This is a genomic window from Pseudomonas sp. BC42 (assembly GCF_021560055.1).
In the GTDB taxonomy this organism is placed as follows: Bacteria; Pseudomonadota; Gammaproteobacteria; order Pseudomonadales; family Pseudomonadaceae; genus Aquipseudomonas.
The window spans coordinates 5,326,510-5,340,354 of the sequence record NZ_CP091067.1 but is presented as its reverse complement, the minus strand read 5'-3'; the positions used below and the strand labels follow the sequence as shown (position 1 = coordinate 5,340,354).

Genomic DNA, 13,845 nt, shown 5'->3' with positions numbered 1-13,845 from the left:
TTTCCTACAGCCGGATCCTGTTTCAGAACAGGTGCAGCGCCGGGGCTTTTTCAGCCAGTGGCTGGTTCTTCGCCGTCTGCTCGCTCCAGCCGCCGCCGAGGGCCTTGTACAGGTTGACCTCGCTGGTCAGCTGCGCCAGGCGATCAGTGATCAGGGCCTGCTGGGCACTGAACAGCGAGCGCTGGGCGTCGAGGAAGGTCAGGTTGCTGTCGACCCCGATGCGATAGCGGCGTTCGGCCAGACGGTAGTAGTCCTGGTTGGCGTTGACGAAATCACGCTGGGCCTGCAACTGCTGGTTGTAGGTCTGGCGCGCCGCCAGGCCATCGGAGACTTCCTGGAAGGCGGTCTGGATGGATTTTTCGTACTGGGCCACGGTGATGTCTTTCTGGATCTTCGAGTAATCCAGGCTGGCGCGCAGGCTGCCGGCGTTGAAGATCGGCAGATTGATCTGCGGCTGGAACAGCCAGGTTCCCGAGCCGCCCTTGAACAGGCCCGAAAGGTCCGGGCTCAGGGTGCCGGCGTTGGCCGTCAGGCTGATGCTCGGGAAGAAGGCCGCCCGCGCCGCGCCGATATTGGCATTCGCCGCTTTCAGCTTGTACTCGGCTTCGAGGATGTCCGGACGCCGTTGCAGCAGCTCCGACGGCAGGCCGGCCGGCAGTTCGCTCAACAGATTGGCCGACAGCGGCTGGGCCGCCGGCAGGTTGCTCGGAATCGCCGTGCCCAGCAGCAGGGTCAGGCTGTTTTCATCCTGGGCCACCTGGCGGGTGTAACGGGCCAGTTGAACCCGGGCGTTTTCCACCGAGGTCCGCGCCTGGCTCAGGTCCAGGGCCGAGGCCACGCCTACTTCGTTGCTGCGCGAGGTCAGGCGGTAGCTTTCCTCGTAGGCACCGAGGGTTTCCTGGGTCAGCTTGAGCAGCTCCTTGTCGGCCTGCCAGGTCATGTAGGCATTGGCCACGCTGGCCACCAGGCTGATCTGGGTGCTGCGCCGGGCCTCTTCGCTGGAGAAGTAGGTTTGCAGGGCTTGTTCGCTCAGGCTGCGAACCCGACCGAACAGGTCCAGCTCATAGGCGCTGATCCCCACCGTGGCGGAGTACTGGCTGCTGATGCCGGCTTCGCCGGTCTGCGACATGCGTGCCGGCGTGCGCTGGCGGCTGCCGCTGGCGTTGGCCGAAACCGCGGGGAACAGGTCGGCGCGCTGGATCTGGTACTGCGCGGCATAGGCGTCGATGTTCAGCGCCGCGACCTTGAGGTCGCGGTTGTTTTCCAGAGCGGTCTGGATCAGTTGCTGCAGCGCCGGGTCGTGGAAGAATTGCCGCCAGCCCTGTTCGGCGGCCGCCACGTTGGCGGCCTCCTTGGGCGAATAGGCGGGGCCTTGGGGGAATTGCGCCGCCACCGGCGCTTCCGGGCGCTGATAGTCTGGTATCAGCGAGCAACCACTTAGCGCGATGGCGGTGATTGCCAGGGAGAGTAGCGACTTGCTCATTGGCCAGCCTCGTTAGCAGTTGCAGTGGTTTCTGATAGATCCGCTTTCCTGCGGCCCATGGACGATACGGTGACGAAGAACAGCGGTACCCAGAAGATCGCCAGGATCGTCGCGGTGAGCATACCGCCGATCACCCCGGTGCCGATCGCATGCTGGCTGCCGGAGCCGGCGCCGGTGGAGACGGCCAGGGGCACGACCCCGAGGACGAAGGCCAGGGAGGTCATGATGATCGGCCGCAGACGCATGCGGCAGGCTTCCACCGCGGCATCCACCAGGGAGCGGCCCTGCTCGTGCAGTTCCTTGGCGAACTCGACGATCAGGATGGCGTTTTTCGCCGCCAGGCCGATGGTCACCAACAGCCCCACCTGGAAGTACACGTCGTTGGACAGGCCGCGCAGGCTGGTAGCCATCAGCGCACCGATGATCCCCAGCGGCACCACCAGCATGACCGCGATCGGAATCGACCAGCTTTCATACAGGGCTGCCAGGCACAGGAACACCATCAGCAGGGACAAGGCGTACAGCGCAGGTGCCTGGGAGCCCGACAGACGTTCCTCGTAGGACAGGCCGGTCCAGGAGATGCCCACACCCGGCGGCAGCTTGGCGGCAATGGCTTCGACTTCGTCCATGGCCTCACCGGTACTGTAGCCAGGGGCTGGGGCGCCGAGGACTTCCATGGCTTCCACGCCGTTGTAACGGGCCAGTTTCGGTGAACCGTAGATCCACTCGCCCTTGGCGAAGGAGGAGAACGGCACCATGGTCCCGGCGCTGTTGCGTACGTACCACTTCTTCAGGTCTTCGGGGCTCATGCGCGCACCGGCCTGACCCTGGATGTACACCTTCTTCACCCGACCACGGTCGATGAAGTCGTTGACGTAGCTACTGCCCAGGGCAATCGACAAGGTGTTGTTGATGTCGGTGAGGGTCACGCCCAGGGCACTGGCGCGCTCGTCATCGATGCTCAACTGGTACTGCGGTTCATCGTTCAGGCCGTTCGGACGCACCTGGGACAGCACCTTGCTCTGGGCGGCCATGCCGAGGAACTGGTTGCGTGCCGCCATCAGTTTCTCGTGGCCGATACCGGCGCGGTCCTGGAGGAACACGTCGAAACCGGTGGCGTTACCCAATTCCAGTACCGCCGGAGGGGCGAAGGCGAACACCATCGCGTCGCGGAAGCTGAAGAAGTGCCGCTGGGCACGGGCCGCCAGGTTGAACACGCTGTTTTCCGCGGAGCGCTCGCCCCACGGCTTGAGCATGATGAAGGCCATGCCCGAGCTCTGGCCGCGACCGGCGAAGTTGAAGCCGTTCACGGTGAACACCGATGCCACGGTGTCCTTTTCCTTGTCCAGCAGGTAGGCGCGCATTTCATCGACCACCACCTGGGTCCGCTCGGCGCTGGAGCCGGCCGGGGTCTGCACCTGGGCGAACAGTACGCCCTGGTCTTCTTCCGGCAGGAACGCGGTCGGGATACGGGTGAACAGCCAGATCATGCCCAGGACGATCAGCACATAGGCCAGCAGGTACGGAACCTTGTTGCGCAGGATGTTGCCGACGCCACGCTCGTAGCTTTTTACGCTGCGGTCGAAGGTGCGGTTGAACCAGCCGAAGAAGCCGCGCTTCTCGTGATTCTGCCCCGCAACCACAGGCTTGAGCATGGTGGCGCACAGGGCCGGGGTGAAGATCAGGGCCACCAGTACCGACAGGGCCATGGCCGACACCACGGTGATCGAGAACTGTTTGTAGATCACGCCCGTGGAGCCGCTGAAGAAGGCCATTGGCAGCAGTACCGCGGACAGCACCAGGGCGATACCCACCAGGGCTCCCTGGATCTGGCCCATGGATTTCTTCGTTGCCTCTTTGGGTGACAGGCCTTCCTCGTGCATCACCCGTTCGACGTTTTCCACCACGACGATGGCGTCGTCCACCAGCAAGCCGATGGCCAGCACCATGCCGAACATGGTCAGGGTGTTGATGCTGAAACCGGCCGCCGCGAGGATACCGAAGGTCCCCAGCAGTACCACCGGCACCGTCATGGTGGTGATCACCGTGGCGCGGAAGTTCTGCAGGAACAGGAACATCACCAGGAACACCAGGACGATCGCTTCCACCAGGGTTTCAACCACGCCCTTGATGGATTCGGTGACCACGGGCGTGGTGTCGTAGGGGAATACCACCTTCATGCCTTGCGGGAAGAAGGGTTCCAGGTCGCTGATGGTCTTGCGCAGCGCCTTGGCGGTGTCCAGGGCGTTGGCGCCGTTGGCCAGTTTCACCGCCAGACCGGAAGCCGGCTTGCCGTTGAACTGGGCGCTGACGGCGTAGTTCTCGCCGCCCAGGGCCACATCCGCGACATCACCCAGACGCACTTGCGAGCCGTCCTTGTTGACCTTCAGCAGGATCGCCTTGAACTGCTCGGCAGTCTGCAGACGGGTCTTGCCGATGATGGTGGCGTTCAGTTGCTGGCCGGGCAGGGCGGGCAGGCCGCCGATCTGGCCGGACGACACCTGGACGTTCTGCGCGGCAACCGCGGTCTTCACGTCCACCGGGGTCAGGTTGAAGTTGTTCAGCTTGGCCGGGTCGAGCCAGATCCGCATGGCGTACTGGGCACCGAACACCTGGAAGTCACCGACGCCCGCGGTCCGCGAGATCGGGTCCTGCATGTTCGACACGATGTAGTTCGACAGGTCGTCCTTGGACATGCTGCCGTCCTCGGACACCACGCCGATCACCAGCAGGAAGTTCTTCACTGCCTTGGTCACGCGGATACCCTGTTGCTGCACTTCTTGCGGCAGCAGCGGGGTGGCCAGGTTGAGCTTGTTCTGTACCTGTACCTGCGCGGTGTCCGAGTTGGTGCCCTGCTCGAAGGTCGCGGTGATGGTCATGCTGCCGTCGGAGTTACTTTCCGAGGACACGTAACGCAGGTTGTCGATACCGTTGAGCTGCTGCTCGATCACCTGGACCACGGTGTCCTGCACGGTCTGTGCAGAGGCGCCCGGGTAGGTCACGGAGATGGCGATCGCCGGCGGGGCGATGCTCGGGTACTGGTTGATCGGCAATTTGAGGATCGATAGAGCCCCGACCAACATGATCACCAGGGCAATTACCCAGGCGAAGATCGGACGGTCGATAAAAAATTTCGACATGGTTTACTCCCCTTTGCCGCCTGCAGCTTTGTCAGTTGCCTGTGCAGGGGCCGGGTTTTTCGCGGCTACGTTGGTGGCTTCGCTGGCCTTGACCTCAATGCCCGGCTTGACGAATTGCAGGCCTTCGGTGATCAGCCGGTCGCCGGCCTTCAGGCCGTCTTCCACCAGCCACTGGCTGCCGACGGTGCGGCTGGCCTTGAGTTGGCGCAGCTCGACCTTGTTGTCCGGGCCAACCACCAGGGCGGTCGGGGTGCCTTTGAGGTCGCGGGTCACGCCTTGTTGTGGGGCCAGGATCGCCGCGCTGTTGACCCCGGCTTGCAGCTGGGCGTGAACGAACATGCCTGGCAGCAGGGTGTGCTGAGGGTTGGGGAACACGGCGCGCAGGGTCACCGAGCCGGTGGTTTCGTCCACCGAGACTTCGGAGAACTCCAGTTTGCCGTCGAGCTTGTACTGGCTGCCGTCTTCCAGGGTCAGTTTGACCTTGGCGGCGTTGTCGCCGACTTTCTGCAGGCGCCCGCTTTCCAGCTCACGGCGCAGTTCCAGCAGTTCCACCGAGGACTGGGTGACGTCGACGTAGATCGGGTCCAGTTGCTGGATCACGGCCATGGCATCGGCCTGGCCATTGCTCACCAGGGCGCCTTCGGTCACCGAGGAGCGGCCGATGCGACCGGTCAGCGGTGCCAGCACCTTGGTGAACCGCAGGTTGATCTGAGCGCTTTGCAGGGCGGCTTCCGATTGCAGGCGGTTGGCCACGGCGGTGTCGTATTCCTGGCGGCTCACGGCCTGCTCGTTGACCAATTGCTTGTAGCGATCGGAAATCGACCTGGTCGATTGCAGATTGGCCTCGGCACTCTTCAGCGTTGCTTCATAGACCGATGGATCGATCTGATAAAGCTGCTGACCTTCCTTGACCTCCCCGCCTTCTTTGAACAGGCGCTTAAGAATGATCCCATTTACCTGCGGACGAACTTCGGCGATACGGAACGCAGTGGTCCGCCCCGGTAGTTCAGAGGTCAGGGTAAAGGCTTGTGGTTGCAGGGTGACGACGCCGACCTGAGGAGCTTGAGGGGCTGGTGCCGCCTCTTCCTTTTTACATCCGCTGAGCAGCGATGCCAGGGCGACGGCAGTGACCAGAGCGGTAACAGCTGGCTTGAGTTGCATGAAGATCCTCGGGTCAGGCACGCAAGATGCGCACAAGAAAAGTGGAAGGTTAAAAAGAGTTGGCTGAGTGGATTAGTAGCTTGCTAAGGAATATACTTACGTTCACGGCTGTTTGTAAATACCCTGGCGGCGTACCCATTCGGTTACACAAGCCCCTGTAGGTGTTGAATTGTAGGCTGGGCAAACGGCACCCGAGATGCCGTTTCATATTTATTCAGAAGGTCTTCACGCATCGCTGAAAGATCCTGATCGAGGTTTTACTGCCATGGTCCGTCGTACCAAAGAGGAAGCTCAAGAAACTCGCAGCCAGATACTCGAGGCCGCCGAAAAGGCCTTTTACGAGCGTGGCGTGGCGCGTACCACCCTGGCCGATATCGCGGCGCTGGCGGGGGTGACGCGGGGTGCCATTTATTGGCATTTCAGTAATAAGGCCGATCTGGTCCAGGCCATGCTCGACAGCCTGCGTGAACCTTTGGATGAGATGGCTGCCGCCAGTGAGAATGTAGATGAAATGGATCCGTTGGGCTGGATGCGCAAGTTGTTGATTCATTTGTTTCATCAAGTTGCCCTGGACCCGAAAACCCGACGCATTAATGAAATTCTGTTTCATAAGTGCGAATTCACCGATGAAATGTGCGATCTGCGGCGTCAACGTCGCACCGCCAGCCTGGAGTGCAACGTGCGCATCGAGCTGGCGCTGACCAATGCAGTGAATCGCGGGCAATTGCCCGAGAATCTTGATACGCAGCGGGCGGCTATCAGCATGCGCGCCTTCATCGATGGCATCCTTTACCAATGGCTGCTGGCCCCTGAGAGCTTCGCCCTGCACACCGAGGCAGAGCGCTGGATCGACATCGGGCTGGATATGTTGCGCTTGAGCCCGAACTTGCGTCATCAAGACAACATGCGTAATTGAATCCAGTTGTGTCAAGATTTACCGCGACGGATATCCATTCCCGCGCTCGCCATCGCGATGGGGTGCTTTTATATACGGGCTGGCCGCATCTTGATAGATAGCGAGCTACGTATTTTGTAGGGATTTTGTTGCGGGTGTGTGAATGAGTGTGAACCCTTCACCGTTCAAAGGCGCAGAGCAGCCGATCAAGGGGATTGCCCTGATCTGCCTGGCGGTTCTGCTCTTTGCCAGCCATGACACGTTGTCCAAGTACCTCTCGGCTTTTTATCCCATTGTCATGGTGGTCTGGGCCCGCTACGTGGTTCACACCCTGCTGATGCTGGTGGTGTTCGTTCCCCGCTGCGGTTTTTCCGCGGTCGTGCGTACCAAGCGTCCTGGCCTGCAACTGCTGCGGGCCCTGTGCCTGATCGGCACCAGCCTGCTGTTCACCACCGGCCTGCGTTATATCCCCCTGGCGGAAGCCACGGCGGTCAACTTCCTGGCACCCTTGCTGGTCACTGCGCTGTCGGTGCCGTTCCTGGGCGAACGGGTCAGTCGGGCGCAATGGCTGGCGTTGCTCGCCGGGTTCGTCGGGGTGCTGATCGTGGTGCGGCCCGGGGGGGCGTTGTTCACCCCGGCGATCCTGCTGCCCCTGGGGTCGGCGCTGTGTTTCGGCTTCTATCAGTTGCTGACTCGCAAGCTCAGCGGTATCGACAGCCCGACCACCAGCAACTTTCTCACCGGGATTCTCAACAGCCTGATCATGAGTGCGCTGCTGCCGTTTTTCTGGAGCACGCCGTCATTTTTCCATGGTCTGTTCATGATCGGCCTGGGCACCTGCGGCATGCTCGGCCACATGCTGCTGACCCAGGCGTTCCGCCATGCCGCACCGGGGATGCTGGCGCCGTTCAGTTACGGGCAGATTCTGTTCGCCGGTCTGTACGGCTACCTGATCTTCGGGCATACCCCGGACCGCTACGGCCTGATCGGCATCACGGTGATCTGCCTCAGTGGCCTGGCGGTGGCCTGGACGCAACGCAGGCGCTGATCCCGGCGCCTACAAAAAAGCCCCGGCTCGCGAGAGTCGGGGCTTTTGGCTTTACCGGGGCCGGCTTACAGCGTCGGGTAGTCGATGTAGCCCACCGGACCTTTGCCGTAGAAGGTTTCCGGATGCGCCTCGTTCAGCGGCGCGTCGGCCTTCAAGCGCGCGGGCAGGTCCGGGTTGGCGATGAACGGCACACCGAAGGCCACGGCGTCAGCCTTGCCGGCAGCCAGCCAGGCGTTGGCGCTGTCCTTGGTGAAGCGCTCGTTGGCGATGTACGGGCCGCCGAAGGCTTCTTTCAGTTGCGGGCCCAGGCTGTCGGCGCCTTCTTTCTCGCGGGAGCAGATAAAGGCGATACCGCGTTTGCCCAGTTCGCGGGCAACGTAGGTGAAGGTTTCCGCCAGGTTGGCGTCGCCCATGTCATGGGAATCGGCGCGAGGCGCCAGGTGCACGCCCACCCGGCCGGCGCCCCAGATCTCGATGGCCGCGTCGGTGACTTCCAGCAGCAGGCGGGCACGGTTCTCCAGGGAGCCGCCGTACTGGTCGGTGCGCTGGTTGGTGCTGCTTTGCAGGAACTGATCCAGCAGGTAACCGTTGGCGCCGTGGATTTCCACGCCGTCGAAACCGGCGGCCTTGGCGTTTTCCGCGCCGACCCGGTAAGCCTCGACGATGTCGGCGATTTCAGCGGTTTCCAGGGCCCGCGGGGTCGGGTAGTCGGCCAGAGGACGCACCAGGCTGACATGGCCCTTGGGTTGGATGGCGCTCGGGGCCACCGGGGTTTCGCCGTCCAGGTAGGACGGGTGGGAAATCCGCCCCACGTGCCACAGTTGCAGGAAGATCTTGCCGCCGGCGCCATGCACTGCCTTGGTCACGTTGGCCCAGCCACGCACCTGATCGTTGGACCAGATGCCGGGGGTATCCGGGTAGCCGACGCCCATTGGGGTGACCGAGGTGGCTTCGCTGAGGATCAGGCCCGCGGAAGCCCGCTGCACGTAGTACTCGGCCATCAGTGCGTTGGGCACGCGGCCGGCGTCGGCGCGGCAGCGGGTCAGCGGCGCCATGATGATGCGGTTGGACAGTTCGAGGTCGCCGATCTTGATCGGATCAAAGAGAGTGGTCATGGAATGCAGCCTTCTATAGAGGAAAGAGACGGATCAGTGGGTTGCAGGAGCCAGTTCGGCGTTGCCGCCCTGGCGAAAGGTAATCAGCGTCACCAGCAGGGCCAGAATCGCCAGCACCGCCGCCGCCAGCGGTACGCTGGTGAGGCCGAAACCGTGGGCGATGACGCTGCCGCCGACCCAGGCGCCCAGGGCGTTGCCGATGTTGAAGGCGCCGATGTTCAGGGTCGAAACCAGGTTCGGCGCGGCCTTGCCGAAGGTCACCACATTGACCTGCAAGGCCGGCACCGCGGCGAAGGAGGCGGTGGCCCAGAGGAACAGCGTGATTTCCGTGGGAATCAACGCCACGCTGGTCCAGGTCAGCACGGTGGAGACCACCGCCATGGCGGCGAACACGCCGATCAGGGTGGCGCCCAGGCGCTTGTCCGCCAGCTTGCCGCCGATGATGTTGCCCAGGGTCAGGCCCAGACCGATCAGCAGCAGGGTCCAGGTCACGCCCCGCGGCGAGACGCCGGTGACATCGCCGAGCAGGGGGGCGACATAGGTGAAGAGGGTGAACATCGACGCGGCGAACAGCGCGGTCATGCTCAGGGACAGCCAGATTCCGGCACCCTTGAGGGCGGCCAGTTCCGAACGCATGTCGAGTTTTTCCTCATCGCGCTTGGCCGGCAAAAAGCGCAGCAGACCGATCAGGGCGACCACGCCGATCACCGTCACCGCCCAGAAGGTCGAGCGCCAGCCGGCCGACTGGCCCAGGGCCGTGCCCAGCGGGACGCCAAGGACGTTGGCCAGGGTCAGGCCGGTGAACATCAGGGCCACGGCCGAGGCGCGCTTGTTGGCCGGCACCAGGCCGGCGGCCACCACTGAACCGATACCGAAGAAGGCACCGTGGCACAGCGCCGTGATCACCCGGGCGAACATCAGCACGTTGTAATCACTGGCCAGTGCGCACAGCAGGTTGCCGACAATGAAGATCCCCATCAGCGCCACCAGGGCCGCCTTGCGTGGCAGGCGGGCGGTGGCCAGGGCCATGAACGGCGCACCGATGGCCACGCCCAGGGCGTAGCCGGTGACCAGCCAGCCTGCGCCGGGAATCGACACCCCGAGGTCCGCCGCCACATCGGGCAGCAAGCCCATGATGACGAACTCGGTGGTGCCGATGGCGAAGGCGCTCAAGGCCAGGATGATGAGTGAAAGGGGCATTGTCGGGTCCTTGTCAGGTCTAGAGCTGTTGGCTCATTTGCGTGAGGAACTGCTGGATGACTTCCTCATTGCGTTTGAAAAAATGCCATTGGCCGACTTTTCGGCTACTGATCAGGCCGGCGCGCTGCAGGGTGGCGAGGTGGGCGGACACGGTCGACTGCGACAGGCCGCAGCGTTGATCGATCTGTCCGGCACAGACGCCGTGCTCATTGCTGTGAGCCTGATCGGGAAATTCGACTGTCGGGTCTTTCAGCCAGTGCAGGATTTCCCTGCGAACCGGATGTGCCAGGGCTTTTATTATTTCGTCGAGGTCGAGGGACATGGCGGTGCTCGTTTTCCGTAAAACGTTGTATCGCGATGAGGCGAAATTTAAATCGTTATTTCGCGATATACCAATATGATTTTGATCTTAAATCATTACTTATCGGTATATCGGGTTATAACGATATGTTGGGCGCGGTGCTAAGCTGCGCGAATGAATTATCTCGCACATCTACACCTCGGCGGCCAGCGTCCGGGTCAATTACTGGGCAGCCTATATGGCGATTTCGTCAAAGGCCGCCTGCAAGGGCAGTTTGCCCCCGAGGTCGAGGCGGCGATTCAGCTGCATCGGCGCATCGATACCTATACCGACAGCCACCCGCTGGTGAGTGCGGCGCTGTCGCGTTTCTCCCTGACCCGGCGGCGCTATGCCGGCATCGTCATCGACGTGTTCTTCGACCATTGCCTGGCCCGGGACTGGCAGCATTACGCCGATCAGCCCTTGCCGTCCTTCACTGCCGAGGTGTACCGGGTGCTGGCGGCCGAACCGCAGTTGCCGGCGCGCCTGGCGCAGATTGCGCCCTACATGACGGCCGATGACTGGCTCGGTTCCTACCGCGAATTCGCGGTGCTGGAGCAGGTGTTGCGCGGGATTGCCCGGCGCCTGTCACAGCCGCAGGAGCTGACGGCGGCGATGGGCGAGCTGGAGCGCTTGTATGAGCCGTTGAGCGAAGACTTTCGCGCCTTCTACCCGCAGTTGCAGGCATTCGCGGCGCAGCACGTCCATTTGCCCTGAATCAGATCCGCTCCTGTAGAGCCGGCTTGCCAGCGAAGGCGCCCTTATCAACGGCGCAGGCTTCGAGGCTGCTTCGCCAGCAAGTGGGCTCCAGCAGGGCGGGTCAGGCGGCGACCAGTTCGCCGCTGCGGCGCGGTTCGGCCGGTTGGGGCACATCGCCGAACAGTGCCTTCTGCACCGCTTGCTGTGCCTGAAAGGCCAGTGCTGCACGTTCCTGGCCCTGACAGGCAATCGGCTTGAGCAGATGAATCTCCACCTGGCCCCGGTCGTGGGCGAACAGCCGCATCAAATGCGAGAGCAGGTCGTCGTCGCCAATGAAGGGCGCCAGGCTGTCGATCTGGCCATCGCGCAAATAACGGATCGCCACCGGTTGCAGCGACACTTCGGCGTCGATGGCACTGGCCAGCAGGCGGCCGTGGAAGGTCCGCAGGCCATGACCGTCGGTGGTGGTGCCTTCGGGGAACAACAGCAATGGATGCTGTTCCTGCAGGTGGCGCGTCATCTGCTTGCGGATCAGTTGGCTGTCGCCGGCCCCGCGGCGGATGAACAGGCTGCCGGCCTTGGCCGCCAGCCAGCCGGCCACCGGCCAGGTGCGCACTTCGGCCTTGGACAGGAAGGACAGCGGCGTGAGCATGCCCAGCAGCGGAATGTCGGTCCAGGACACATGGTTGCTGACCCAGAGCATCGGCTGCCCGGGCAACTCGCCATGTACCGAGATCTGGAAGGGCAGGGCATTGCTCAAGCGCGCCATGAAGAAGCGCGACCAGCGCTGGCGCCGGACCATGGAATTGGCGACGCCCAGGCGCTCCAGCAGACCGAAGACACTGGCCATGCTCAGCCCCAGCGCCACCACCAGCAGAACCCGGGCGATGCGCCCGTAGACCCGCAGCCGGCGCATCAGACCGCCGCCTTGAAGTGCCGGGCGTAGCGTGGGCACAACTCGTCACGCTTGAGCAGGATGAATACGTCGGCGACCTGGAAATCCTCGTCCCAGCACGGCTCGCCGCAGATTTTCGCCCCCAGGCGCATGTAGGCCTTGAGCAGCGGCGGCATCTCGGCGATCACGTTGGACGGAATGTCCAGGCTCGGCAGCGGGTTCTTCGGTTCGGCTCGCAGGTGTTCGGTGCTCAGGTAGCGTTCGCGCAGGCGCTGCATGATCGCCTGGGCCTGGATGCCACCGTCTTGCATCGGAATGCTGGCGCAGCCCATCAGGTAGCTGTAGCCGCCCTGGTTGAGGACCTCCGCCAGTTCGCCCCAGAGCACGGCGATGGTGCCGCCGTTGCGGTAGGCCGGGTCGACGCAGGTGCGACCGATTTCGAGAATCGGCCCCTTGAGCTGCATCAGGCCGTGCAGGCTGAATTCCTCTTCGCTGTAGAAGCGCCCCAGGCTGCTGGCGGCCTGGTGGTCCAGCAGGCGGGTGGTGGCCACCAGGCGACCGGTGTTCAGGTCGCGCACACCGATGTGGCTGCAGTGAATGTCGTAGTCATCCATGTCCAGACCCCATTCCGCGCCCTTGAGCTTGGCGTTGAACTCGCCGCTGAAGACGTTGAAGCGCAGGGCCTGGGCTTCCTGCAGGGCTTGGGCGCCGATCAGGCGTTCGGCCTGCAGGCGGCGTTCAATGCCGGTGTCGCTGATGCGGGCGATCTGAGTCATTGTGAATCTCCGTGCGGGCCACTGACCCGCCTTGGGTTGCAGCCGATCGACTTTGTTGTGCAAAGTCAGGCTATGTAGCCCCGGTGTCATCGCCATGAAGCTTTGGTGATGCTTATATGACAGCCCCTGAGGACCTTCGAATGCCCTGGCAAGCCCTGCTCGAGAGCCGTGAACGACTGCCCGCCAACCCTGATCTGGCCGAGGGTTACGGGGCTTTGCTGGCCCATCTGGGAGCGGTCACGCCGTTTGAACTGGCGGTGCGCGGCGGGCGTCTGATGAGCGCCCCCGGGCTGGCGTTCCTGGTGGGTTACCAGGCGGCCTTGCGCATGTTGTGGCCCAGCGCGCCGCTCAGCCTGGGGGCGTTGTGCGCGACCGAACGTCACAGCCTGCGCCCGGCGGACATGCAGACCCGGCTGGAGGATTTGCGTCTAAACGGACGCAAGGATTTCGTCACCGCCGGCGATGCCGCCGACTGGCTGCTGGTGGCGGCCCGCAGCGAGGCCCCCGGGCAACCGGCGGCGTTGCGCCTGACCGTGGTCTATGCCGGGGAGCCGGGGGTCCAGGTCCAGACCCTGCCCGCCATGGGCCTGATGCCGGAGATCGGTCATGGCTGCCTGCTGCTGGACAACGCCGCTTGCGAACTGCTCGCCGGCGACGGCTGGGACGCCTATGTCAAACCCTTCCGCACCCTGGAAGACATCTACGTGCTGAGTGCCATGAGCGCCTGGCTGTATGGGGTGGGGCAGGACAGCGGCTGGCCGCAGCCTTTGCAATTGCAACTGCTGGCACTGCTGGCGGGGTGTGCCGAAGCCAGTCGGCAAAACCCGTCCTTGAGCAGCGGGCACGTTCTGTTGGGCGGCTTGTTCACCCAGTTCGAGGCCCTGAAGCCCGGGATCGATGCGGCCTTTGCCCAGGGCCCCGAGCCTTGGCGCAACCAGTGGTCCCGGGACCGGGGCCTGCTGGATCTGGCTGCCGGAGCCCGGGGCCAGCGCCTGGCCAAGGCCCTGGCGGCGTTTTAATCCCGGCCGAACGAGGCCCACCCTCACGCGGGATCGGCTTGCCGGTGAGCGGGGCCGAGCGTCGTGTACAAGGC

General features: G+C 63.4%; 12 protein-coding genes. 4 read left to right on the top strand and 8 right to left on the bottom strand.

Features of this window, described 5'->3' with window-relative positions; all coding sequences use genetic code 11:
• Positions 1–22: 22 nt before the first annotated feature.
• Genes adeC through emhA form a run of 3 tightly spaced genes read right to left on the bottom strand, consistent with a single transcriptional unit; the run spans position 23 to position 5,784 of the window.
• Positions 23–1,483, bottom strand: coding sequence for an AdeC/AdeK/OprM family multidrug efflux complex outer membrane factor (gene adeC / locus L1O02_RS24075; protein ID WP_060842670.1), 1,461 nt, complete (start codon positions 1,481–1,483; stop codon positions 23–25).
• A complete protein-coding gene (locus tag L1O02_RS24070) occupies positions 1,480–4,623 on the bottom strand; it encodes an efflux RND transporter permease subunit (RefSeq protein ID WP_060837888.1) in 3,144 nt (1,047 codons plus the stop codon). The genes adeC and L1O02_RS24070 overlap by 4 nt, the downstream gene beginning before the upstream one ends.
• Positions 4,624–4,626: 3 nt before the next feature.
• Positions 4,627–5,784 (bottom strand): efflux RND transporter periplasmic adaptor subunit EmhA, encoded by a 1,158-nt coding sequence (emhA, locus tag L1O02_RS24065; protein ID WP_108544583.1) that lies wholly within the window; start codon positions 5,782–5,784, stop codon positions 4,627–4,629.
• 265 nt (positions 5,785–6,049) lie between these two features.
• Here emhA and emhR point away from each other — a divergent pair, with 265 nt between their 5' ends.
• Positions 6,050–6,700, top strand: a complete 651-nt coding sequence (emhR, locus tag L1O02_RS24060; protein ID WP_060837890.1) for an efflux system transcriptional repressor EmhR — start codon at positions 6,050–6,052, stop codon at positions 6,698–6,700.
• Between the two features lie 142 nt (positions 6,701–6,842).
• On the top strand, positions 6,843–7,727 hold the full coding sequence (locus L1O02_RS24055) for a DMT family transporter (RefSeq protein ID WP_108544585.1): 885 nt from the start codon (positions 6,843–6,845) through the stop codon (positions 7,725–7,727).
• A 65-nt stretch (positions 7,728–7,792) separates the two neighbouring features.
• Here L1O02_RS24055 and L1O02_RS24050 read toward each other — a convergent pair whose 3' ends face one another.
• From L1O02_RS24050 to L1O02_RS24040, 3 genes are read right to left on the bottom strand one after another with little or no spacing between them, the layout of a single operon-like run.
• Entirely contained in the window at positions 7,793–8,842 is a 1,050-nt protein-coding gene (locus L1O02_RS24050; RefSeq protein WP_060837892.1) for an alkene reductase, read from the bottom strand.
• A 33-nt stretch (positions 8,843–8,875) separates the two neighbouring features.
• Positions 8,876–10,042 (bottom strand): MFS transporter, encoded by a 1,167-nt coding sequence (locus tag L1O02_RS24045; protein WP_060837893.1) that lies wholly within the window; start codon positions 10,040–10,042, stop codon positions 8,876–8,878.
• Positions 10,043–10,061: 19 nt separating this feature from the next.
• A complete protein-coding gene (locus tag L1O02_RS24040; RefSeq protein ID WP_016965050.1) occupies positions 10,062–10,364 on the bottom strand; it encodes a metalloregulator ArsR/SmtB family transcription factor in 303 nt (100 codons plus the stop codon).
• A 153-nt stretch (positions 10,365–10,517) separates the two neighbouring features.
• Between L1O02_RS24040 and L1O02_RS24035 the strand changes: the two genes are divergently transcribed.
• Positions 10,518–11,099, top strand: a complete 582-nt coding sequence (locus tag L1O02_RS24035) for an ACP phosphodiesterase (protein ID WP_060837894.1) — start codon at positions 10,518–10,520, stop codon at positions 11,097–11,099.
• 103 nt (positions 11,100–11,202) lie between these two features.
• On the opposite strand, the gene L1O02_RS24030 is transcribed toward L1O02_RS24035, so the two are convergent.
• Positions 11,203–11,997: a lysophospholipid acyltransferase family protein gene (locus L1O02_RS24030; RefSeq protein WP_060837895.1), complete on the bottom strand. Its 795-nt coding sequence runs from the start codon at positions 11,995–11,997 to the stop codon at positions 11,203–11,205.
• Complete coding sequence (olsB, locus tag L1O02_RS24025) at positions 11,997–12,752, bottom strand: L-ornithine N(alpha)-acyltransferase (protein WP_060837896.1); 756 nt, start codon at positions 12,750–12,752, stop codon at positions 11,997–11,999. Before olsB ends, L1O02_RS24030 begins: the two co-directional genes overlap by 1 nt.
• Before the next feature lie 140 nt (positions 12,753–12,892).
• Here olsB and L1O02_RS24020 point away from each other — a divergent pair, with 140 nt between their 5' ends.
• The gene (locus L1O02_RS24020; protein WP_108544587.1) at positions 12,893–13,771 is read left to right on the top strand and encodes an acyl-CoA dehydrogenase family protein; all 879 of its coding nucleotides are present in this window, start codon (positions 12,893–12,895) and stop codon (positions 13,769–13,771) included.
• Positions 13,772–13,845: the final 74 nt, after the last annotated feature.

What these genes read in the sequence shown, in the direction of transcription:
- L1O02_RS24035 (WP_060837894.1), top strand. Translation starts at nt 10,518, where the DNA reads ATGAATTATCTCGCACATCTACACCTCGGCGGCCAGCGTCCGGGTCAA.
- L1O02_RS24020 (WP_108544587.1), top strand. Translation starts at nt 12,893, where the DNA reads ATGCCCTGGCAAGCCCTGCTCGAGAGCCGTGAACGACTGCCCGCCAAC.
- emhR (WP_060837890.1), top strand. Translation starts at nt 6,050, where the DNA reads ATGGTCCGTCGTACCAAAGAGGAAGCTCAAGAAACTCGCAGCCAGATA.
- L1O02_RS24030 (WP_060837895.1), bottom strand. Translation starts at nt 11,997, where the DNA reads ATGCGCCGGCTGCGGGTCTACGGGCGCATCGCCCGGGTTCTGCTGGTG.
- adeC (WP_060842670.1), bottom strand. Translation starts at nt 1,483, where the DNA reads ATGAGCAAGTCGCTACTCTCCCTGGCAATCACCGCCATCGCGCTAAGT.
- L1O02_RS24045 (WP_060837893.1), bottom strand. Translation starts at nt 10,042, where the DNA reads ATGCCCCTTTCACTCATCATCCTGGCCTTGAGCGCCTTCGCCATCGGC.
- L1O02_RS24070 (WP_060837888.1), bottom strand. Translation starts at nt 4,623, where the DNA reads ATGTCGAAATTTTTTATCGACCGTCCGATCTTCGCCTGGGTAATTGCC.
- L1O02_RS24040 (WP_016965050.1), bottom strand. Translation starts at nt 10,364, where the DNA reads ATGTCCCTCGACCTCGACGAAATAATAAAAGCCCTGGCACATCCGGTT.
- L1O02_RS24055 (WP_108544585.1), top strand. Translation starts at nt 6,843, where the DNA reads ATGAGTGTGAACCCTTCACCGTTCAAAGGCGCAGAGCAGCCGATCAAG.
- emhA (WP_108544583.1), bottom strand. Translation starts at nt 5,784, where the DNA reads ATGCAACTCAAGCCAGCTGTTACCGCTCTGGTCACTGCCGTCGCCCTG.
- L1O02_RS24050 (WP_060837892.1), bottom strand. Translation starts at nt 8,842, where the DNA reads ATGACCACTCTCTTTGATCCGATCAAGATCGGCGACCTCGAACTGTCC.
- olsB (WP_060837896.1), bottom strand. Translation starts at nt 12,752, where the DNA reads ATGACTCAGATCGCCCGCATCAGCGACACCGGCATTGAACGCCGCCTG.